18 protein-coding genes and 1 riboswitch are annotated in these 20,412 nt (G+C 74.2%); of the genes, 6 read left to right on the top strand and 12 right to left on the bottom strand.

The window, feature by feature from the left end; all coding sequences use genetic code 11:
* Positions 1–11 precede the first annotated feature (11 nt).
* Positions 12–1,157: an iron uptake system protein EfeO gene (efeO, locus tag BJ968_RS18885; RefSeq protein WP_179754449.1), complete on the bottom strand. Its 1,146-nt coding sequence runs from the start codon at positions 1,155–1,157 to the stop codon at positions 12–14.
* 22 nt (positions 1,158–1,179) lie between these two features.
* The gene (gene efeU, locus BJ968_RS18880; RefSeq protein ID WP_179754447.1) at positions 1,180–2,010 is read right to left on the bottom strand and encodes an iron uptake transporter permease EfeU; all 831 of its coding nucleotides are present in this window, start codon (positions 2,008–2,010) and stop codon (positions 1,180–1,182) included.
* 197 nt (positions 2,011–2,207) lie between these two features.
* On the opposite strand from efeU, the gene ilvA reads away from it, so the two are divergent.
* The 4 genes from ilvA (at position 2,208) to BJ968_RS18860 (ending at position 7,290) form a co-directional block, all read left to right on the top strand.
* Entirely contained in the window at positions 2,208–3,494 is a 1,287-nt protein-coding gene (ilvA, locus tag BJ968_RS18875; protein WP_179754445.1) for a threonine ammonia-lyase IlvA, read from the top strand.
* A gap of 164 nt (positions 3,495–3,658) precedes the next feature.
* On the top strand, positions 3,659–4,432 hold the full coding sequence (locus BJ968_RS18870; RefSeq protein WP_425491589.1) for an ABC transporter ATP-binding protein: 774 nt from the start codon (positions 3,659–3,661) through the stop codon (positions 4,430–4,432).
* Positions 4,433–4,444: 12 nt separating this feature from the next.
* Positions 4,445–6,964 carry an FtsX-like permease family protein gene (locus BJ968_RS18865; RefSeq protein WP_218885165.1) on the top strand — a complete coding sequence of 840 codons (2,520 nt, stop codon included), beginning with the start codon at positions 4,445–4,447 and terminating at the stop codon, positions 6,962–6,964.
* Positions 6,965–6,984: 20 nt separating this feature from the next.
* Entirely contained in the window at positions 6,985–7,290 is a 306-nt protein-coding gene (locus tag BJ968_RS18860; RefSeq protein WP_179754439.1) for an antibiotic biosynthesis monooxygenase family protein, read from the top strand.
* 20 nt (positions 7,291–7,310) lie between these two features.
* Here the strand turns inward: BJ968_RS18860 and BJ968_RS18855 are convergent, their stop codons facing one another.
* Both BJ968_RS18855 and BJ968_RS18850 read right to left on the bottom strand, forming a co-directional pair.
* Complete coding sequence (locus BJ968_RS18855; RefSeq protein ID WP_179754437.1) at positions 7,311–8,621, bottom strand: LLM class flavin-dependent oxidoreductase; 1,311 nt, start codon at positions 8,619–8,621, stop codon at positions 7,311–7,313.
* Positions 8,621–9,916 carry an O-acetylhomoserine aminocarboxypropyltransferase/cysteine synthase family protein gene (locus BJ968_RS18850; protein ID WP_179754435.1) on the bottom strand — a complete coding sequence of 432 codons (1,296 nt, stop codon included), beginning with the start codon at positions 9,914–9,916 and terminating at the stop codon, positions 8,621–8,623. Before BJ968_RS18850 ends, BJ968_RS18855 begins: the two co-directional genes overlap by 1 nt.
* A 131-nt stretch (positions 9,917–10,047) precedes the next feature.
* A riboswitch (SAM riboswitch) is annotated at positions 10,048–10,137 on the bottom strand.
* A gap of 73 nt (positions 10,138–10,210) precedes the next feature.
* Between BJ968_RS18850 and BJ968_RS18845 the strand changes: the two genes are divergently transcribed.
* On the top strand, positions 10,211–11,518 hold the full coding sequence (locus BJ968_RS18845; protein WP_218885164.1) for an NtaA/DmoA family FMN-dependent monooxygenase: 1,308 nt from the start codon (positions 10,211–10,213) through the stop codon (positions 11,516–11,518).
* 55 nt (positions 11,519–11,573) lie between these two features.
* Here the strand turns inward: BJ968_RS18845 and BJ968_RS18840 are convergent, their stop codons facing one another.
* The 5 genes from BJ968_RS18840 to BJ968_RS18820 are packed head-to-tail and all read right to left on the bottom strand — an operon-like array spanning position 11,574 to position 15,940.
* Entirely contained in the window at positions 11,574–12,440 is an 867-nt protein-coding gene (locus BJ968_RS18840; protein ID WP_179754433.1) for a TIGR03560 family F420-dependent LLM class oxidoreductase, read from the bottom strand.
* Positions 12,441–12,480: 40 nt separating this feature from the next.
* Entirely contained in the window at positions 12,481–12,900 is a 420-nt protein-coding gene (locus BJ968_RS25935) for a DUF3253 domain-containing protein (RefSeq protein ID WP_179754431.1), read from the bottom strand.
* Positions 12,901–12,907: 7 nt separating this feature from the next.
* Positions 12,908–14,224, bottom strand: a complete 1,317-nt coding sequence (locus tag BJ968_RS18830) for an ABC transporter substrate-binding protein (protein WP_179754429.1) — start codon at positions 14,222–14,224, stop codon at positions 12,908–12,910.
* Between the two features lie 16 nt (positions 14,225–14,240).
* Complete coding sequence (locus tag BJ968_RS25035; protein WP_179754427.1) at positions 14,241–15,068, bottom strand: ABC transporter permease subunit; 828 nt, start codon at positions 15,066–15,068, stop codon at positions 14,241–14,243.
* Positions 15,065–15,940 carry an ABC transporter permease subunit gene (locus BJ968_RS18820; RefSeq protein ID WP_218885163.1) on the bottom strand — a complete coding sequence of 292 codons (876 nt, stop codon included), beginning with the start codon at positions 15,938–15,940 and terminating at the stop codon, positions 15,065–15,067. Before BJ968_RS18820 ends, BJ968_RS25035 begins: the two co-directional genes overlap by 4 nt.
* A 130-nt stretch (positions 15,941–16,070) precedes the next feature.
* Here BJ968_RS18820 and BJ968_RS18815 point away from each other — a divergent pair, with 130 nt between their 5' ends.
* Positions 16,071–16,676 (top strand): NAD(P)H-dependent oxidoreductase, encoded by a 606-nt coding sequence (locus tag BJ968_RS18815; protein ID WP_179754423.1) that lies wholly within the window; start codon positions 16,071–16,073, stop codon positions 16,674–16,676.
* A 67-nt stretch (positions 16,677–16,743) separates the two neighbouring features.
* Here the strand turns inward: BJ968_RS18815 and ilvC are convergent, their stop codons facing one another.
* The 3 genes from ilvC to BJ968_RS18800 are packed head-to-tail and all read right to left on the bottom strand — an operon-like array spanning position 16,744 to position 20,164.
* Complete coding sequence (gene ilvC, locus BJ968_RS18810; RefSeq protein WP_343078130.1) at positions 16,744–17,772, bottom strand: ketol-acid reductoisomerase; 1,029 nt, start codon at positions 17,770–17,772, stop codon at positions 16,744–16,746.
* A 44-nt stretch (positions 17,773–17,816) separates the two neighbouring features.
* Positions 17,817–18,329, bottom strand: a complete 513-nt coding sequence (gene ilvN, locus BJ968_RS18805) for an acetolactate synthase small subunit (protein WP_179754421.1) — start codon at positions 18,327–18,329, stop codon at positions 17,817–17,819.
* Positions 18,329–20,164: an acetolactate synthase large subunit gene (locus BJ968_RS18800; protein ID WP_179754412.1), complete on the bottom strand. Its 1,836-nt coding sequence runs from the start codon at positions 20,162–20,164 to the stop codon at positions 18,329–18,331. Before BJ968_RS18800 ends, ilvN begins: the two co-directional genes overlap by 1 nt.
* Positions 20,165–20,412 lie beyond the last annotated feature (248 nt).

Genomic DNA, 20,412 nt, shown 5'->3' with positions numbered 1-20,412 from the left:
CCTCCGGGGACTCAGGCGTTCGCGGCGCCGACGACCTTGCCGGAGACCTGCGAGAGCGGTTCGGCGAGGGCGTCGACGGCGGAGGCGAGGTCGCGGACCTGGTCCTGGGTCAGCTGGGTGTAGAGGACGTAGCCCTCGCCCTGCCGGAAGGGCGCCAGGGCGGTGGTGACGTCGTCGAAGCGGGCCGAGATGGTCGTGACCAGGTCGGGGTCGGTGACCTGCAGGGCCGGGGTCAGCAGGTCGAAGGCCTCGCGCGAGCCCTCGACGTTGGCGCCGAAGTCGAGCAGGTCGACGTGGGAGTACGCCTCCTCCTCGCCGGTGACCTTGGAGCTGGCGACCTCGTCGAGCAGGGCGGAGGCGCCGTTGGCGAGGTCGGCCGGCTGGTAGGTCGTGGTCTGCACGAGCGTGTTCAGCTCGGCGACGTCGGCGACGAGCTGCTGCGCGACGGGGGCCATGCCCTCGGTGGAGCCGGTGACCCACAGGGCCTGCTCGAGGCGGTGGAAGCCGGTCCAGGTGGCCGGGTCGGCGACGTCGGCGACGCGGGCGTCGATGCGCGGGTCGAGGTCGCCGAAGCTCTCGGCGACGGGCTCGACGCGCTCGTAGGGGGTGCGGGCGGGGCCGTACAGGGCCTTGGCCCGCTCGACGTCCCCGGCCTCGACGGCGGCGGCGAAGGCGCCCGTGGCGGTGACGAGGTCGGCGACCTGGGCCTTGACGTAGTCCTGGTAGCCCCGGGTCGCGGCGGCGAACAGCGGGTCCTCGGTGCTGGCGGGCGCCGCGCCGCTGACGGTGAACGCCGAGGACTCGGTCGCGGCGTTGGGGCACTGGACGGTGTAGTCGCCGGCCTCCAGCTGCAGGGAGAAGGTGCCCGTCAGGCCCGGGGTGAGGTTCTCCCGCTCGCCGACGATGCGACCGCCGGAGTTCACCAGCTCGGCCTCGGTGACGGCGGTGGCGCCCTCGTTGACGACGTCGAAGGTCGCCGCGCCCGCGGGGACGGTCGCCGGCTCGGCGCTGCAGCCGTCGTCGGTGATGGTGATCTTGACGTGGCCCGAGCCGCCGGCGACGTCGGCGGGGGCGCCGTCGGCCCCTCCGCCGCAGGCGGCGAGCAGGAGCAGGGGGCCCGCGGCGAGCGCCAGGGCGAGACGGGGGTGCGGGGTCACTTCGGGGTCCTCCGGGGACGGGTCAGGCGGGGACGCGCTGCGGCGCGGGCCGGCCGGCGCGGGGCCGGAGCACGACGACGAGCATGGGCAGGAGGTAGAGGAGCCAGCCGGTGACCTCGGCGACGGTCGGGCGGGGCTGCCAGCCCAGGACACCGGTGAACAGGGCCGAGCGGACCGTGCCGGGGGTCACGAGCGTGGACAGGTCCACGGCGGTGCCCTGCCCGGCGAGCAGCCAGCCGGCCTCGTAGGCGGTGTGGGCGGCCGACATGACCAGCCCGGCGGCGACGAGGACGAGCACGACGCCGGTCACGCGGAACAGCCGGCCGAGGTCGAGGCGGACCCCGCCGCGGTACACGGCGTAGCCGAGGGCGGCGGCGAGCAGGACGCCGAGGGAGGCGCCGAGCGCGCCGCCGGCGTTGCTGCCCGAGGCCTGGTAGGTCGCGAGCAGGAACACCGAGGTCTCCAGCCCCTCGCGCAGGACGGCCAGGAACGCCATGGCGACCAGCGCCCACGCGGACCCCTTGGCCAGCGCGGAGGAGGTGGACGCCTCGAGCTCGGCGCGCAGGGTGCGGGCGTGCCGGGTCGTCCACACGACCATCCAGGTGACCATGGCCACCGCGACGAGGGCGAGCACGGTCTCCAGCTGCTCCTGCTGGCGCTGGGGCAGGGACCGGGTGGCCGCCTGCAGGGCCGCGGCGGCGCCCAGGCACAGCGCGACGGCCAGCAGGACGCCGGCCCAGACCGAGCGCAGCGCCCGGCGCTCACCGCGCTGGACGAGGAAGGCCGAGACGATCCCGACGATGAGGGAGGCCTCGAGCCCTTCGCGCAGTCCGATGACGAACGTGGCGAGCACGGGCAGCTCCTCTGGTCGGCGACGGCCCACCGAGGTGAGGTGAGCCTCGCCGATGATAGGTGCACCTCACCGACCCCTCGACTCCCGCGCCGGCGGTGTGACGCAGCTCACCTCGGAGCGCGGAACTCGGTACCCGGTCCCGCGGTGGGGCCGCACCCGTGTTCGTCACCGGCCGCCGGAGCGGGCAGGATCTCCCCATGTCGCTGGACGCCGCGCCGCCCGCCCCACCCCTGCCGACCGCCGACGACGTCGAGGCCGCCGCGACCCGCCTGGGGCCGGTGGTGGTCCGCACCCCGCTGGCCACCAGCGTCCGCTGGTCGGCCGAGCTCGACGCCCACGTCCGCGTCAAGCGCGAGGACCTGCAGGCCGTCCGCTCCTACAAGCTGCGCGGCGCCTACAACCTCGTCGCCCAGCTCGACGCCGACCAGCGCGCCCGCGGCGTCGTCACCGCCAGCGCCGGCAACCACGCCCAGGGCCTGGCCTACGCGTGCGCCGCCCTGCGCGTGCAGGGACGCATCTACGTCCCGCGCACGACACCGCGCCAGAAGCGCGACCGCATCGCCGCCCTGGGCCAGGAGTTCGTCGAGACCATCGTCCTGGGCGACACCTACGACGACTCCGCCGCCGCCGCGGCCACCGACGCCGCGCGCACCGGCGCCACCCTCGTCCCCGCCTTCGACGACGCCCGGACCCTCACCGGCCAGGGCACCGTCGCCGTCGAGGTCGTGGAGCAGCTCGCCGCGCTCGGCGAGGCCCCGCCGGACGTCCTCGTCGTCCCCGTCGGCGGCGGTGGTCTGCTCGCCGGGGTCCTGACCTGGGTGCGCGAACGGCACCCGCAGGTGCGGGTCGTCGGCGTCGAGCCCGAGGGGGCCGCGTCGATGGCCGCCGCCCTGGCCGCGGGCCGGCCGGTCGAGCTGGACGACCTCGACACGTTCGTCGACGGCGCCTCGGTGCGCCGCGTCGGCGGGGTCACCCACGCCGTCGTGGCCCGCCACCCCGTCGAGCTCGTCACCGTGCCCGAGGGCGCCATCTGCGTCGAGATGCTCGCGATGTACCAGACCGACGGGATCATCGCCGAACCCGCCGGGGCGCTCGCCACGGCCGCCCTGGCCGGGTACGTCAAGGTCGAACCGGGCCAGAGCGTCGTGGCGGTCGTCTCCGGCGGCAACAACGACGTCTCCCGGTACGCCGAGATCATCGAGCGGGCCCTGGTCCACGAGGGGCGCAAGCACTACTTCCTCGTCGAGTTCCCCCAGGAACCCGGCGCCCTGCGCCGCTTCCTCGACGAGGTCCTCGGCCCGGACGACGACGTCACCCTCTTCGAGTACGTCAAGCGCAGCAACCGGGAGTTCGGCCCGGCCCTGGTCGGCATCGAGATCCCGACCAAGGAGGACCTGCCGGGGCTGCTGGCGCGGATGGACGCCGCTCCGCCCTCGTTCGAGCGGATCTCCGCGGCCGAGCCGCTGTACCGCTACCTGCTGTGAACCGGCGTCCCCCCGGGGGATGACGGGCACGCCCACCGTCCCCCGCCGGGACGACCCCGCGGATCCGCTCGGGAACCGATGTCCCGCAACCGGTCCGTCCGTAGCGTCGCCGACGTCGAGATCGTCTGCGAGCACGGGAGAACGTCGTGTCCGAACCCAACGTCGTGTCCGAACCCGGCCGGGAACCCCGCGCCGCCGCCGTCCTGGAGGCCGCCCGCCCGGCGGTCCGGGCCGTCGGCCTGCGCAGGACGTACGGGCGCGGTGACGCCGCGGTGCACGCCCTCGCCGGTGTCGACGTGGAGTTCGCCCGCGGGGAGTTCACCGCCATCATGGGCCCGTCGGGCTCGGGCAAGTCCACGCTCATGCACTGCCTGGCCGGGCTGGACACGGCCACCGCCGGGCAGGTGTTCCTCGGCGACACCGAGCTGACGGCGCTGAGGGACCGCGACCTGACCCGGTTGCGGCGCGAGCGCGTGGGGTTCGTCTTCCAGAGCTTCAACCTGCTGCCCGTCCTGGACGCGGCCGAGAACGTGCTGCTGCCGCTGCGACTGGCCGGGCGGACCCCGGACCGGGCCTGGTACGAGGACGTCGTGCGCCGCCTGGGCCTGACCCGGCGCCTGCACCACCGGCCCCACGAGCTGTCCGGCGGGCAGCAGCAGCGCGTCGCCGTCGCCCGCGCGCTGCTGCCGCGCCCGGACGTGGTCTTCGCCGACGAGCCCACGGGCAACCTGGACTCCCGCGCGGGCGCGGAGGTGCTGAGCCTGCTGCGCGACAGCGTCCGCGAGATCGGGCAGACCGTCGTCATGGTCACCCACGACCCGGTCGCGGCCAGCTACGCCGACCGCGTCGTCCTCCTGGCCGACGGGCGGCTGGCGGGCGGGCTGACCCGGCCCACGCCCGACGACGTCCTCGACGCGCTGCGCACCCTGGGGGCCTGAACCGTGCTGCGGGTGACCCTGGCCCAGCTGCGCGCCCACGGCGCGCGCGTCGTCGCCTCCTGCCTCGCGATCGTCATCGCGGTGGGTTTCGTGGTGGCGACCCTGTCCCTGAACGCGACCGCGAAGGCCGGTGTGCTGGACGCCGTCGGCGCGGAGTTCACCGCCAGCGCCCTCGTCGTCGAACCCGACGGGTCCTCCCCGGGGGAACCGCTCACGGACCTGCAGCCGGTCCTGGCGGCGCTGCCGGGCGTGGCGGCCGTCGCCGCGGACCGCTCGACGACCGTGGAGGTCCGGCTGCCGGGCCGCTCGGGCTCGACCACGGCGCTGGCCGAGGGCGTCGGCACGGCCCCGCAGCTGCGCTGGCAGCGCCTGAGCGCGGGCCGGCTGCCGGCGGCCCCCGACGAGGTCGCCGTCTCCGACCGCGTCGGCGTCCGGCCGGGGACGCGGATCGCGCTGACCGGCTACCCCGTCCCCGCGGACGGGGACCCCGGGGAGGGCGCCGCACCGGAGCCGGTGACCCGGGACGTCACCGTCGTCGGCGCCGTCGACCTGTCCGGCGACCCGCGCGCGGGGCTGGTCCCCCGCCTCTTCGGCACCGAGCAGGCGCTCGTGGCGTGGGGCGCGGACGCGGTGGAGCAGCTGCGCGTCGCGGCCGTGCCCGGCCAGGACCCGACGGCGGCCGTGCGGGCCGCCACCGCCGGGCGGGCCGTGACCGTCTCCACCGGCCCGGCCGTGGCGCAGCGGGTCGCGGACTCCTTCACGGGCGACGCCTCCAGCCTGACGTCGGTGCTGCTGGTCTTCGGGGCGATCGCCGTCCTGGTCGCCGGGCTCGTCATCGCGAACACGTTCGCGGTGCTGCTGGCCCAGCGGACGCGGGAACTGGCGCTGCTGCGGTGCGTGGGCGCGGCCCGCGCCCAGGTCGGTCGCAGCGTCCTGGGCGAGGCGGCCGCCGTGGGCCTGCTGGCCTCGGCGGCGGGGGTGCTGGCCGGGTCCGGGCTGGCGCACGCCGTGGCCGCCGTCGCCGGCCGGGCCGACTCCCCCGTCCCGCTGACGCACGTCGTGCTGCCCGGGTCGGCGGTCGCGACCGGGCTGGTCCTGGGCACGGTCGTCACGGTCCTGGCCGCCGCGGCCCCGGCCCGGGCCGCCACCCGGGTCGCGCCGCTGGCCGCGCTGCGCCCGCTCGACCACGCCCCGCTGCGCTCGCGCGGGGGTCTGGTGCGGCTGGTCCTGGGGCTGGTGCTCACCGTCCCGGCCACGGCCGCGATGGCGCTGTGCGCCGCCGTCGGCGCCCTGGAACCGGCCGTGGCGGCCGGTGCGCTGAGCTTCCTGGGGTTCCTGCTGCTGGCCCAGCGGCTCGTGCCCGCCCTCGTGGAGCTGGCCGGCCGCCCGTTCGCCCGGCTCGGCGGGGTCCCGGCGCAGCTGGCCGCCGGGAACTCGGTGCGCAACCCCCGCCGCACCGCGGCCACCGCGACGGCCCTGGTCATCGGGGTCACCCTGACCACCGCGATGGTCGTCGGCACGGCCTCGACGCGCTCGTCCGCCTCGGCCGGGCTGGAGGCCTCCTACCCCACCGACGTCGTCGTGCGGGCCTCCGGGCCGGTGACGCCGCAGGCCGTCGCGGCGGTGCGCGGCACCGGGCGGGTCGCGGCCGTGGCGCTCGTGCAGGACCTCGCGGTGGTCACCTCCGACGGGTCGCTGAGCCTGTCGGTGGCCGGTGTCGACCCCGCCGAGGCCGCGGGCGTCGTGCGCTCGCAGGAGCGGACCCCGCTGCCGCGCGACGGGGAGGTCGTCCTGGCGCGCACCACCGCGCAGGACGCCGGCCTCACCGACGGCGCGCGCCTGACCCTGCACCGCCAGGACGAGGCGACGGGGGCCGCCGCGGGCCCGGGGGTCGAGCTCACCGTGCGGGTCGCCGCGCGGTCCTCGGCCGGGGCGGGCGTCACCGCGGCCGACGCGCGCCGGCTGGCCCCCGGCGCCGTGGCGACGGGGATGTGGGTCCGGCTGGCCGACGGCGACCCGGACGCCCAGGCCGCCGCGACCGACGACGTCACCGAGGCCGTGACCCGGACGCTGCCGGCCGCCGAGGTGGCCGGGATCGCCTCGGTGCGCGGTGCCCTGGACCGGGTCCTGACGACGATGCTGCTCGTGGTCACGGGGCTGCTGGCCGTGGCGGTGGTCATCGCGCTGCTGGGGGTGGGGAACACGCTGGCGCTGTCGGTGGTGGAGCGCCGGCAGGAGTCGGGGCTGCTGCGGGCGCTGGGGCTGACCCGCGGGCAGCTGCGGGCGGTGCTGGCGTGGGAGGCGCTGCTGGTGGCGGGGGTCGCGGCGGTGCTCGGGGTCGTGCTGGGCACCGGTTACGGCCTGGCCGGGACGGCGTCGGTGCTCGTGCGGGAGACGCCGGTGCGGCTGAGCGTGCCGTGGGCCCAGGTCGCCGGGATCGTCGTGGTGGCCGCGGCGGCCGGGGTGCTGGCCTCGGTGCTGCCGGCCCGGCGGGCCGCGAACACCCCGCCGGTCGCCGCGATCGCCGACTGAGGGTCTGCGAGGCTGTCGGCATGGCTGTCGTGAAGATCAACGCGATCGAGGTGCCGGACGGGTCCGGCCCGGAGCTGGAACGCCGGTTCGCGCACCGGCTGGGTGCCGTGGAGGGCAGCCCGGGGTTCCTCGGGTTCGAGCTGCTGCGTCCGGTGGCGGGTGAGACCCGCTACTTCGTCTACACCCGGTGGGAGACCGAGGAGGCGTACCAGGCGTGGGCGGGCGGCGGCGCCCGCGACGCCCACGCCGGGGAGCGGCAGCGGCCGGTCGCGACGGGCGCCTCGCTGCTGGAGTTCGAGGTCGTGCTGGGCGCCGGTCCCGCCTGAGGGCGGGGCCGGCTCCCGGCTCAGAACTCGAACAGGTTGCCCCGCAGCCCCCCGCCGCCGTACCCGGACCGCAGGACGCCGCGGCGGCGCAGCACGGGCACGAGGTCGTCGAGGAAGCGGTGCAGCGTCACGGGGTGCAGGTCGCCCGAGAGCAGGAACCCGTCGTTGCCCGCGTCCTCGCCGAACTCCTCGACGAGGTCGGCGAACTCCTCCGCCGTCCCGACCAGGCCGGACCGGTCGGCCAGCCGGCCCTTGCGGGCCTTGCGGGTCAGCAGTTCCCGCAGCGGGGCGTCGGGGGTGTCCCCGCGCAGCGCGGAGATCGTCCCGAGGGAGACGTGGTCGCCGAACACCGCCGGGTCCAGCGGGCGGTCCAGCGGCAGGGCGGTCAGGTCGGTCTCCAGGTCGCTGGACCAGTGCAGCGCGACCTCGCGCAGGACGTCCTCGCCCGGGTGCGCGGAGGCCTCGACGACGCGGTCGGCCTCGGCGGCGCTCGCGACGAGCTCGGGTTTGACGACGAGCAGGACGCGCACGTCGGAGGCCTTGCGGCCCGCCAGCGCGGCCGCGTCGAGGACCCTGCGCCGGTACTCGCGGACCCGGTCGACCCGCAGGGGCGCGAGGGCCAGCTGCACGTCCGAGCGCGACCCCGCGAACCCCAGGCCCCGGGGCGACCCGCCCGGGGAGACCAGGACGGGGTCGCCCGAGGAGAACGGCAGGGCGTTCAGCGGGCCGTCGAGGCGGAAGTGCTCCCCGCGGTGGGCGAAGGCGTCGATGCGGGTGCCGTCGGCGAACCGGCCCGTGACGGGGTCGGCGACGAGCGCCTCGGGGTCCCAGCTGTGCCACAGCCGGCGGACCACGTCGATCCACTCCTCGGCGCGGTCGTAGGCGACGTCGTGCGGGACGGGGTCGAGCCCGACGTGCCGGGCGCTGCCGGTGTCGGTGACGAGGTTGATCCCGAACCGGCTGCCGGACAGGTGCTGCAGCGTCGCGGCCTGCCGGGCGGCGAGGTACGGCGGGGTGATCCCCGCGTTGACCGTCGGGACGACCCCGAGGTGGGTCGTGGCGGCGAACAGGTACGGCGCCAGCAGCAGCGGGTCGTGCTTGGGGCCGCCGTAGGCGGCGCGCACCCGCAGGTCCAGGGTCTGCGGGTTCCCCAGCGAGATCGCGTCCTCGACCACGACGAGGTCGAACCCGGCCCGTTCGAGGTCGCGGACGGCGTGGGCGTACAGGTCCGGGCGCGTCCAGTCGTCGTTCCACGCCTGGTAGTCCCGTCCCCAGCCCTGCGGGCCGAAACCCCGGGAGAAGAAGTAGCCGAAGTGCTGCAGGCGTCCCATCAGGCCGCCGCCCCCTCGCGCTCGCGGGAGGCCACGAGGGCCTGCTCCAGGTCCCCGAGCAGGTCCTCGGGTTCCTCCAGCCCGATGGACAGCCGCACCAGGCCGGGCCAGATCCCGGCGGCGAGCCGTTCGTCCTCGCTGCGGTGGGCGTGCGTGGTGCTGGCGGGGTGGATGACCAGGGAGCGGACGTCCCCGACGTGGGTCATCCGGGTGAACAGCTGCACGGCGTCGACGAACCGTTGGGCCGCAGCGCGTCCACCCTCCAGCGTCACGGACAGGACCGCCCCGGTGCCGCGCGGCAGCAGGCGGCGGGCGACGTCGTGGGAGGGGTGCCCGGGCAGCCCGGCGTGGTCGACGCCGACGACCTCGGGCCGGGCCTGCAGCCAGCGCGCGACGGTCTCGGCGGTCGCGCTCTGGCGGCCCACCCGCAGCGAGAGGGTCTCCAGCCCCTGCTGGACCAGGAAGGCGTTGAACGGCGAGATCGCCGGGCCCAGCCGGGAGGCGACGACGGAGCGGGTGTGCTCGACGTAGGCGCGCTGCGGGCCGTGGCGCTCCACCCAGCTCATCCCGGCCAGGACGTTCGCGGGGTCGGTGAGGTGGGCGAAACCGCTCCAGTCGAAACCGGTGCCGGTGACGACCGCGCCGCCCAGCGCCGAGCCGTGCCCGGCGAGGAACTTGCTCGCCGAGTGCACGACGACGTCGGCGCCGTGCTCCAGCGGCCGCAGCAGGTAGGGCGTGGCGAAGGTGTTGTCCACGACGAGCGGGACGCCGTGGCGGTGCGCGACGGCGGCCACGGCCGGGACGTCCAGGACGCTGTTCTTGGGGTTGGCGACCGACTCGGCGAAGAACGCCCGGGTCGTCGGGCGCACGAGCCGCTCCCAGTCCCCCGGCCCGGCGGCGAAGTCGACGGCGATGCCCAGGCGGGCGAAGTTGTCCAGCAGCAGCCCGCGCGAGCCCTCGTAGAGGTCGGCGGCGGCCACCACGTGGTCGCCGGCGCCGAGGATCCCCAGCAGGGCGACGGTGATCGCGGCCTGGCCGGTGCCGAGCAGGATCGCGTCGGTGCCGCCCTCCAGGACCGCCAGGCGGCGTTCGACGGCGGCCGTCGTCGGGTTGCCCATGCGGGTGTAGACGTAGCCGTCGTCCTCGCCGGCGAAGCGGGCGCGGGCGTGCTCGAAGTCGTCGAAGACGAACCCGGCGGTGAGGTGGACGGGCGTGACCCGGGAGCCGGTGACCGGGTCCGGTTCGGCGCCGGCGTGGACCTGCTGGGTGGTGAAGCCGTACGGGGCGTGCGTCATCGCGGGACCTTCCTGGGGCGGAGCGGGGTGGGGGCGGATCGGGCGGTCAGGCCCGACACGTCGTCCCGGCGCTGCGCAGGAGGTCGACGACGAGGCGTCGCGTGAGCGGTTCGATCGGCACTGCGGGTCCCTCCCCATCGGTCCTGGCGGGAGCACCTACCCCGGCGGGGCGGTTGCTGCGGCGTCGACGAGCCAGGTCTCTCGGCCGCTCTGGATGGCTCTCCCAGTGGACGGCACGGCCCCGACCCGTGTCAAGCGCTTCACCGGATCGGGCGCGGGGTAGCGTGCGCGGTCGTGATCCTCACGGCGATGGTCTTCTACCCCGGCGGCGAGCACCTCACGAGCTGGCGGCTGCCGGGTGGGCGGCCGGACGAGTACGTGAGCTTCGGGTACTACGAGCACTTCGCGCGCACCGCCGAGCGGGCGGGGTTCGCGGCCGTGTTCTACGCCGACGAGCTGTACGTGTGGGACCGGTTCGGCTCCGGCGTCGAGCACGTCGCGAACGTGCGGCCCGAGCCGTTCGGCCTGCTGGGGGCGCTGACCCGCAGCACCGAGCGGATCGGCCTGGTCGCGACCGTCTCCACGACGTACAACGAGCCGTTCCACACCGCCCGGCAGGTCGGCACCCTGGACTTCCTCAGCTCCGGGCGGGCCGGGTGGAACCTCGTGACGTCGGCCAGCGACGAGGAGGCCCGCAACTTCGGGCTGGAGCGCAACCTGGACCACGCCGCGCGCTACCGCCGCGGCGCCGAGTTCGTCGAGGTCGTGCACGGCCTGTGGGACAGCTGGGACGACGGCGCGATCCGCCCCGACGTCGCCTCGGGCCGCTACGCCGACCCGGCCGGGATGCACGTGCTGGACCACGAGGGGGAGTTCTTCCGGGTGCGGGGCCCGCTGAACCTGCCCCGCCCGCCGCAGGGCCGTCCCGTGCTGTTCCAGGCCGGGTCCTCCGAGGACGGCCGGCGGCTCGCGGGCCGGCACGCCGAGGCCGTGTTCGTGCCGGGCTCGGCCCCGCTGCCGGGCGCGCGCAGCCTCTACGAGGACTACAAGCGGCGCGCCGTGGAGAACGGCCGGGACCGCTCGCACCTGCTCGTGCTGCCGGCCCTGTCCCCCGTGCTGGGCGAGACCCCCGCGCGCGCCCTGGAGCGGCTGGAGGAGATCGAGGCGCTGACCCCGGACCGGCTCAGCCTGGACTGGCTCTCGCACCACCTGGGGGTCGACCTGTCCGACCGGCCGCTGGACGAGCGGTTCGAGTTCGACTTCAGCAGCGGGTCGAACCAGGTGCAGACGGTGTTCGAGGGGGTCCGCAAGCTCGTGGACCGCGAGCGGTTCACGCTGCGGGAGCTGTACCGGGCGATGCTGCGCCGCCGGTTCCTGCCCGGCACCCCCGAGCAGGTGGCGGACTGGATGACCGAGCGGTTCACCGGCGGCGCGGCGGACGGTTTCACCCTGGCGTTCTCCTCCCTGCCCACCGGGCTGGAGGAGTTCGCCGAGCAGGTGGTGCCGCTGCTGGTGCGACGCGGGGTGCTGGCCCCGGAACTGCCCGCGGCGACCCTGCGGGAGAACCTCGGCCTGCCCGTGCCGCCCAGCCGCTACCGGTGAGCCGCTACCGGTGAGCCGCTACCGGTGAGCCGCTACCGGTGAGCCGGGGGGCCGTTCAGGCGCCCAGCTCGGCCAGCCGCGGGACCACGGCGTCGCCGAACCGCTTGACGCTGCCGGGTTCGAAGTAGCCCCGGAACCCGCCGTGGACGTGGGTGACGCCGAGCGCGGCCCACCCGCGGGCCTGCTCGAGGAACCCCTCGACGTCGTCGGGGTCGGCGACGGCCATGACGGTCTTCTCGATCTCGTCGTAGTCGCGGCCGAGGTCCTCGCAGTGGGCCCGCAGGACGTCGAGCTTGCGGGCGATGTCGTCGCCCCCGAACAGGTTGCAGGCGTCGGCGTACTGCGCGACCAGGCGCAGCGTCTTCTTCTCCCCGCCGCCGCCGATGAGGATCGGCGGGTGCGGGCGGCGCAGCGGCTGCGGGCTGTTGAGGGTCCGGCCGAGCGCGTAGTGCCGGCCGGTGAAGGGTTCCTCGGAGTCGGACCACATCTGCCGGCAGATCCGCAGCGTCTCCTCCAGCCGCTCGAAGCGCTCGGCGGTGCCCGGGAAGGGCAGGCCCAGGCCCGTCGCCTCCTGCTCGAACCAGGCCGCCCCGATCCCCAGCCACGCCCGGCCGCCGGAGAGCACGTCGAGGGTGGTGACGAGCTTGGCCAGGAGCCCCGGTTCCCGGTACGTCACCGCGGTCACCCAGGCGAGCAGCTCGACGCGCTCGGTGCGGGCGGCCAGGAAGCCCAGCGTCGTGTACGCCTCCAGCATGGCCCGCTCGGCGTCGCCGATGGGCGGGATCTGCCACAGGTGGTCCATGACGCTGACGCTGCGGAAACCGGACTCCTCCGCCTCGCCGACGACCCGCAGGAGGTCCTCGCGCAGGGCGGCGGGGCCGCCGGGGTTGGTGAAGTCCGAGACGTGCAGGCCGATGCGCACGGGGTGCTCCCTCGTTCGGTGCCGGTGGTCCGGGGCGAACCTACGCCCGCCCCCCGCCACGCCGCACCCGGATCGGTCCCCGGGCCGTGGAGGGGTCCACGACCCGCCCGCCCTGGGTGATCTCGGCCTCCCCCGCCGCGACGAGCCGGCGGGCGGCCGAGCGGGCCGGTTCCCGCAGCTCCTGCCAGTCCGCGCCGCCGACGGCGCGCGCGACCTCCTCGGGGTCCACGGTGCCCGCGGGGCCGCGTTCGTCCAGCAGCCGGCTCAGGGCCGCCTGGAGCGCGCCGTCGACGCCGGCGGCCGCCTTGGCCCGCCGGCGGCAGGCGTCGGAGCAGTACCGGACCTGGTCCCAGTCGCGTTCCCACTTCTTGCGCCAGGTGATGGTCCGCCCGCAGACGGCGCAGTCCTTGGCCGGCGGCGGGGCACCGCGACGTGCGCCCTGGCCCGCTCCACGACTCACCGCCGCCTCACCCCGCGATCGCCGCGTTCGCGGCGTCCTGGGCCCGCTTCATGCCCTCGGGCACGGGGATGCGCCCCAGGAACACCTCCTTGAGGACCTCGTCGGCGGCCGCCTGGCCGGTCTGGGCGCGGGCGCCGTGCGGGGCGGGCATCGTGTCGGTGGCCGCGGCCGCGTCCAGGAAGGGCTGGACGTCGACGTCCTGGCCCTTCCAGTAGTCCAGGTAGGCCTGCTGCGCGGCCGTGACGGCGGGGAACGCGGCGCCCTCGGCCCCGATGGGCGCGGCGCCCTCCTCGCTGCCCAGCCACTCCAGGACCTTCAGCGTCGCCTCCTTGTCCTTGGTCTTGGCGTTGCCGACGGCGACGATCCCGTTGGTGACCAGGACCCGGCCGGCCGGCCCCGTCAGGCCCGGCGCGATGCCCCAGGAGAACTGCGCCGCGTCGGCGACGTTCTTGAGGTTGTAGGTGCCGGACTGGAACAGCGCCATGTTCCCCTGGGTGAACTGGTCGCGGGAGAAGTCGCCGTTGTCGTTGGTGTCGGCCGCCGAGGGCGACACCTCGTCGCGGTTGATCAGGTCGACGACGTACTGCATGGCCTCGACGGACTTCGGGTCGTCGCCGAAGACGTAGCTGTCGTCGTCGGCCTGCCAGGCGCCGCCGTTGGACCCGACGAAGTTGAAGAAGATCGCCTGCAGGTCGTAGGCGGCGTTGAACCCGTACCGCGTGCGGGCCCCGGAGGTGTCCGTCAGCGCCTCGGCCGCGGGCAGGAACGTGTCCCCGGTCCCCGACGGGTTCCACGTGAGGCCGGCCGGGTCCACGCCGGCGGCCCGGACGAGGTCGGTGTTGTGGAAGAGGCCGATGGCGTCGGACAGCTGCGGGACGCCCCACAGGGACCCGGAGCGGGTGTACTGGTCGACGACCGTCCGCTGCCAGCCCGCGACGGCGTCGGGCAGTTCCTCGGAGATGTTCAGGAACGTGCCGGAGTCGACGTAGACGCCGAAGTTGGAGCTGTTGACCCACAGGACGTCCGGCAGGGTCCCCCCGGCCACGTCGGCGGGCAGCTTGTCCCAGTAGCTGGCCCACGGGACCATCTCGATCTTCGGCGTGATGCCGGGGTTCTGCTCCCGGAAAGCCGCGAAGCTCTTCTCGTAGGCGGGCTGCACGGTGTCGTCCCACAACCGCACCGTCACCGTCGTCCCCCCGCCGGAGGACGACCCCGAGGACGAGCCGTCGTCGGCGATGGAGCAGCCGGCCAGGCCCGCGGTGGCCAGGCCCCCGGCGAGCAGGGAGCGGCGGCTGAGCCGGGACGTCGTGCGTGCGCTGGTCATCTGGACTCCTGGGACGTCAGCGGAAACCGGTGAGGGAGATCGACTCGGTGACGTGCTTGTTCACGAGCAGGAAGAGCACCACCAGGGGGGCCATGGCGAGCGTCGTCGCAGCGGTGACCAGCGTCCAGTTCCCGTTGTACTGACTCTGCAGGTTCGCAGTCGCCACCGTGAGAGTCTGCCACTTCGGGCCCGTGGTGATGATCAGGGGCCACAGGAAGTTGTTCCACTGGCTGACGACGGTGATGACCGCCAGGGTCGCCAGCACCGGCCGCGACAGCGGGACGACGACGTGCCGCAGGATGCGCAGGGTCCCGCACCCGTCGAGGCGGGCGGCGTCCTCCAGGTCCTGCGGGACGGCGCGGAAGTGCTCGCGCAGGAGGTAGACGGCGAACGGGGAACCGAACAGGGTGGGCAGCACGATGCCCCAGAAGGTGTTCCGCAGCCCGGCCTGGGCGAACATCACGTACAGCGGGACGACCGTGACGACCTGCGGGACCATCATGGTCGCCAGGTAGCCGCCGAACAGCAGGCTGCGCCCGGGGAACCGCAGCCGCGCGAACGCGTAGGCCGCGAACACCGAGCAGACGAGCTGCCCGACGAGCAGCACCACGACCACCTGCACCGTCACGACCAGGGCCGGGACCAGCGTGTACTGCCCGCCGAGGACGTCGGCGTAGTTCTGCCCCGTCCACGGCGCCGGCCAGGTGAGCGTGGCCCGCCGGGCCAGTTGCGCCGGCTCCTTCAGCGACGTCAGCAGGCTGAGCAGGTAGGGCCCGAGGGCGAGCACCGCCCCGGCGAGCAGCACGAGGTAGGTCAGGGCGACGCCCGCGGCGCGGCGGCTCACGCGGACAGCTCGTACGTCGTGCGGCGGCCGAACCACAGCCGCTGCGCCACGGTGAGCACCACGAGGACCACCATGAGGACGACCGAGATGGCGGCGGCCCGGCCCATGCGCAGCGCCGTGAACGCCTCGGAGTAGATCTGGTAGGCCACGACGGACGTGTCCCCGCCCGGCCCGCCGCCGGTCATGGCGTAGACGGTGTCGAACACCTGGAAGCTGGAGATGACGCCCGTGATGAGCACGAAGGACGTCGTGGGCCGCAGCAGCGGCAGCGTGATGCTGCGGAAGACCCGCCAGGGCCCGGCCCCGTCGACGCGCGCGGCGTCGGCCAGCTGCGGCGGGATGCCGGCCAGCCCCGCGAGGAAGAACAGCGCGACGTAGCCCACCTGCGTCCAGACCGTGACGAACGCGACGGCGGGCAGGGCCAGGGCGTGGCTGGTGAGCCACTCGACCCGGGTCCCGATCAGCGCGTTGAGCGCGCCCGTCGAGGGGTCGAACACCCACCGCCAGACCAGCCCGACGACCAGCGGCGCGCAGATCCAGGGCACGACGTACAGGACGCGGAAGAACCCCGACCCGGGCAGCCGGCGCGCGAGCAGGACCGCCACGAGCAGCCCCAGCCCGGTCTGCACGGGGATGACGAGGGCGGTGAACAGCGCGGTCACGGCGAAGGAGTGCCGGGTGCCGGCGTCGGACAGGACGGCGGCGTAGTTGTCCAGGCCCGCCCAGCGGGCCGGGGACACCAGGTCCCAGCGGTGCAGGCTCAGCCACAGCGCGACCGCGACGGGGACCAGCAGGAAGACGGCCGTCCCCAGCAGGCTGGGGGCCAGCAGCGCGAGGCCCGTCAGCGCCTCTCGGGTACGGCGTGTGCGCACATCACTCCCCCTCGCTGGCTGCTCCGCCTCCGGTCCGCTCGCCAACATGCCACGCCTCCCGTGCGGACGCGACGGGAGCGCGCTAGGTTGGACCCGACAACTTGCAGGTTCAACGAAAGAGGAGGTCGCCGTGAGCGACGTCAAGCTCGCCATCGTCTACTACTCCGCCACCGGCACCGTGCGCGCCATGGCCGAGCGCCTGGCCGCCACGGCCGAGGCGGCCGGGGCCCAGGTGCGGCTGCGCCAGGTCGAGCGCCAGCCCACGGGCGGCGAGAAGGCGGCCACCGACGAGCAGACCGCCGAGGCCGAAGCGGCGAAGGGCGCTCCCGGCGTCACCGCCGACGACGTCGTCTGGGCCGACGCCGTCCTGTTCGGCTCCCCCACCCGCTACGGCAACATCGCCGGCCAGCTGAAGATCTTCATCGACTCCCTCGGCGCGCAGTGGGCGCAGGGCCTGCTGGCCGACAAGGTGTACGCGGGGTTCACCTCCTCCCAGACCGCCCACGGCGGGCAGGAGACCACCCTCCTGGCCCTCTACAACTCGATCTACCACTTCGGCGGGATCATCGTGCCCCCCGGTTACACCGACGGCTCGAAGTTCGTCGACGGCAACCCCTACGGCGTCAGCCACGTCACCGGCGGCGGCAACGACATCCCCCTGGGCGACGTCGAGTTCACCGCCCTGGACCACCTGGTCACGCGCGTCATCGGCATCGCCGGCAAGCTCAGCGCCTGAGGCACCCCGTCCGACGACGAGGCCCCCGCACCGTCACGCGGTGCGGGGGCCTGGTCGGTCACGGGGTTCAGCGCGCGGCGGAACCCTCGACGTAGTCGCTGTCGTCGGACTTCACCCACGCCATGAGCTTGCGCAGCTCACGGCCGGTGGCCTCGATCGGGTGCTGCTCGGCCTTGGCGCGCAGCTCCTTGAACTTCGGCGCACCGGCGTCCTGGTCCTCGATGAAGTTGCGGGCGAAGGTGCCGTCCTGGATGTCCTTGAGGACGTCCTTCATGCGCTCCTTGACCGAGGCGTCGATGACGCGCGGGCCGGAGACGTAGTCGCCCCACTCGGCGGTGTCGGAGACCGACCAGCGCTGCTTGGCGATGCCGCCCTCGTACATGAGGTCGACGATGAGCTTCAGCTCGTGCAGGCACTCGAAGTAGGCGACCTCGGGCTGGTAGCCGGCCTCGGTGAGGACCTCGAAACCGGTCTGCACGAGGGCGGAGGCGCCACCGCACAGGACGGCCTGCTCACCGAACAGGTCGGTCTCGGTCTCCTCGGTGAAGGTGGTCTTGATGCCGCCGGCGCGCAGGCCGCCGATGGCCTTGGCGTAGGCCAGGGCCAGGCCCCAGGCGTCGCCGGTCGCGTCCTGCTCCACGGCGACGATCACGGGGACGCCGCGGCCGTCGACGTACTCGCGGCGCACGAGGTGGCCCGGGCCCTTGGGGGCGACCATGACGACGTCGACGTCGGCCGGGGGCTTGATGTAGCCGAAGCGGATGTTGAAGCCGTGGCTGAAGAACAGCGCCTTGCCGGCGGTCAGGTTCGGCTCGATCGCCTCGGCGTACAGGCCGCGCTGCAGGTGGTCCGGGACGAGGACCATGATCACGTCGGCGGCCTTGGCGGCCTCGAACGGCGTGGCGACGGTCAGGCCCTGCTCCTCGGCCTTGGCCTTGGACTTCGAGCCCTCCTTGAGGCCGACGACCACGTCGACACCGGAGTCGCGCAGCGACAGCGCGTGGGCGTGACCCTGGCTGCCGAAGCCGATGACGGCAACCTTCTTGCCGGTGATCTTGGACAGGTCGGCGTCGTCGTCGTAGAACATCTCGGCCACGTGGGGTTCTCTCCTCGGTTTCTTCTGGGGGTTTCGTGCGGGGATCAGGCGGAGCGCAGCGCGCGGTCGGAGATCGCGCGGCCACCGCGGGCGAGGGCCACCGACCCGGACTGCACCAGCTCGCGGATGCCGAACGGTTCCAGCACGCGCAGCAGGGCGGCCAGCTTGTCGGGGCTGCCCGTGGCCTCCACCGTCACCGCGTCGGGAGACACGTCGACGACGTGCGCGCGGAACAGCTGCACGGTGTCGAGCACCTCCCCGCGCGCCGAGGCGTCGGCCCGGACCTTCACGAGCAGCAGCTCGCGCTGGACCGAGGCGTCGTCCTCCAGCTCGACGATCTTCAGGACGTTGATCAGCTTGTTCAGCTGCTTCGTCACCTGCTCCAGGGGCTGCCGCTCCACGTCGACGACGATGGTCATCCGGGAGATCTCGGCCCGTTCGGTCGGTCCGACCGTGAGGGAGTGGATGTTGAAGTTCCTGCGCGCGAACAGCGAGGTGACGCGCATCAGGACACCCGGTCGGTTCTCGACCAGGACGCTCAGGGTGTGGACGGACATCAGGAGATCACCTTCTCCGGCCCGGACACGGTGTCGCCGGACTCCTCGCGGTCCCACTGGGGCGAGACCCCGCGGGCGTACTGGATGGCGTCGTTGCTCACGCCGGCCTCGACCATGGGCCAGACCATGGCGTCGCGGTGGACGCGGAAGTCGATGACGACGGGCACGTCGTTGATCGCCAGGGCCTTCTCGATGGTCGCGTCGACGTCCTCGGGCTTGTCGCAGCGCAGGCCCACGCACCCGTAGGCGTCGGCGAGCTTGACGAAGTCGGGGACGGGCGCGGCGTGCTCGCCGTGGTGGTCACCGGAGTGCAGGTCGGTGTTGGAGTACCGCTCGGAGTAGAAGAGCGTCTGCCACTGCCGCACCATGCCCAGCGACGAGTTGTTGATGATCGCGACCTTCAGCGGGATGCCGTTGAGGGTGCACGTGGCCAGTTCCTGGTTGGTCATCTGGAAGCAGCCGTCGCCGTCGATGGCCCACACCACGGTGTCGGGCCGGCCCACCTTGGCGCCCATGGCGGCCGGGACGGAGAAGCCCATGGTGCCCAGGCCGCCGGAGTTGATCCACGTGCGCGGGTTCTCGTAGTCGATGAACTGCGCGGACCACATCTGGTGCTGCCCGACGCCCGCGACGTACACGGCCTCGGGCCCGGTGAGCGCGCTGATGCGCTCCAGGACGTACTGGGGGGCGAGGGTGCCGTCCTCGGAGTCGGCGTAGCCCAGCGGGTACGTCGCCTTCCAGGACTGCGTCAGGTCGCGCCAGGCGCTCAGGTCGGCGCGCCCGTTCTCGAACTCGGCGGCCACGGCCGCGGTGAGCTCGGCGATGACGAGCTTGGCGTCGCCGACGATGGGCACGTCGACGGCGCGGTTCTTGCCGATCTCGGCCGGGTCGATGTCGGCGTGGATGACCTTGGCCTCGGGGGCGAAGCTGGACAGCTCACCGGTCACCCGGTCGTCGAAGCGCGCGCCGAGGGTGATGAGCAGGTCGGACTTCTGCAGGGCCGTGACGGCCGCGACCGTCCCGTGCATGCCGGGCATGCCCAGGTGGTTGGGGTGCGAGTCCGGCAGCGCGCCGCGGGCCATGAGGGTCGTCACGGCCGGGATGCCGGTCAGGTCGGCCAGGGCGATCAGCTCGGCGGAGGCGTCGGCCTTGATGACGCCGCCCCCGACGTACAGCACGGGGCGCTCGGCGGCGGCGATGAGCCGGGCCGCCTCGCGGATCTGCTTGCTGTGCGGGCGCACGACGGGCCGGTAGCCGGGCATGTCGACGCTCTCGGGCCAGGCGAAGGACGTCTTCGCCGTCTGCACCGACTTGGGGATGTCGACCAGGACCGGCCCCGGGCGCCCGGTGGAGGCCAGGTGGAAGGCCTCGGCGATGGTGCGCGGGATGTCGGCCGGGTCGGTCACCAGGTAGTTGTGCTTGGTGATCGGGATGGTGATCCCGGTGATGTCGGCTTCCTGGAACGCGTCGGTGCCGATGGCCTTCGTGCCGACCTGGCCGGTGATCGCGACCAGCGGCACGGAGTCCATGTAGGCGTCGGCGATGGGGGTGACGAGGTTCGTCGCGCCCGGGCCGGACGTCGCCATGCAGACGCCGACCCTGCCGGTGGCCTGGGCGTAGCCCTCGGCCGCGTGCCCGGCGCCCTGCTCGTGGCGGACGAGGATGTGCCGCACCGTCGGGGAGTCCATGAGCGGGTCGTAGCTGGGGAGGATGGTGCCGCCCGGGTAGCCGAAGACGACCTCGACCCCTACCGCCTCGAGGGAGCGGACGAGGCTCTGCGCGCCGGTGAGCTCGGCGACGGGGAGCTTGGGGTCCAGGGGCAGTTGCTCTGGCATCTGGGTGTCCTCCTCGGGCGGTGCCGTCCACGGTGTCGTGCTCCGGACGTCCGGCGTGTTCGGTCCGCCGGACGCAAAAAGACCCCTCAGCCAGGGATGGCGTGTGAGGGGTCGCGCGCTCGGCCGAACTGACTCAGCCGGCGCGCTGTCCGATGGCTACGAGGAACCGCATGGGTGGAAAGGTAGCCCCCCTGCGGCGCGCTGTCAGCCGAGGGCGTGTCGCGTCTCACATCGTGGACACCCTGTCC

Source organism: Kineococcus aurantiacus (assembly GCF_013409345.1).
Lineage (GTDB): Bacteria > Actinomycetota > Actinomycetes > Actinomycetales > Kineococcaceae > Kineococcus > Kineococcus aurantiacus.
The sequence above is the reverse complement of the archived record's forward strand: the minus strand, read 5'-3'. Positions and strand labels throughout refer to the sequence as shown.

Excerpts from the sequence above, each read along its gene's own strand:
- ilvA (WP_179754445.1), top strand. The coding sequence starts at position 2,208 with ATGTCGCTGGACGCCGCGCCGCCCGCCCCACCCCTGCCGACCGCCGAC.
- BJ968_RS18860 (WP_179754439.1), top strand. The coding sequence starts at position 6,985 with ATGGCTGTCGTGAAGATCAACGCGATCGAGGTGCCGGACGGGTCCGGC.
- BJ968_RS18855 (WP_179754437.1), bottom strand. The coding sequence starts at position 8,621 with ATGGGACGCCTGCAGCACTTCGGCTACTTCTTCTCCCGGGGTTTCGGC.
- BJ968_RS18850 (WP_179754435.1), bottom strand. The coding sequence starts at position 9,916 with ATGACGCACGCCCCGTACGGCTTCACCACCCAGCAGGTCCACGCCGGC.
- BJ968_RS18830 (WP_179754429.1), bottom strand. The coding sequence starts at position 14,224 with ATGACCAGCGCACGCACGACGTCCCGGCTCAGCCGCCGCTCCCTGCTC.
- ilvN (WP_179754421.1), bottom strand. The coding sequence starts at position 18,329 with ATGTCCGTCCACACCCTGAGCGTCCTGGTCGAGAACCGACCGGGTGTC.
- BJ968_RS18800 (WP_179754412.1), bottom strand. The coding sequence starts at position 20,164 with ATGCCAGAGCAACTGCCCCTGGACCCCAAGCTCCCCGTCGCCGAGCTC.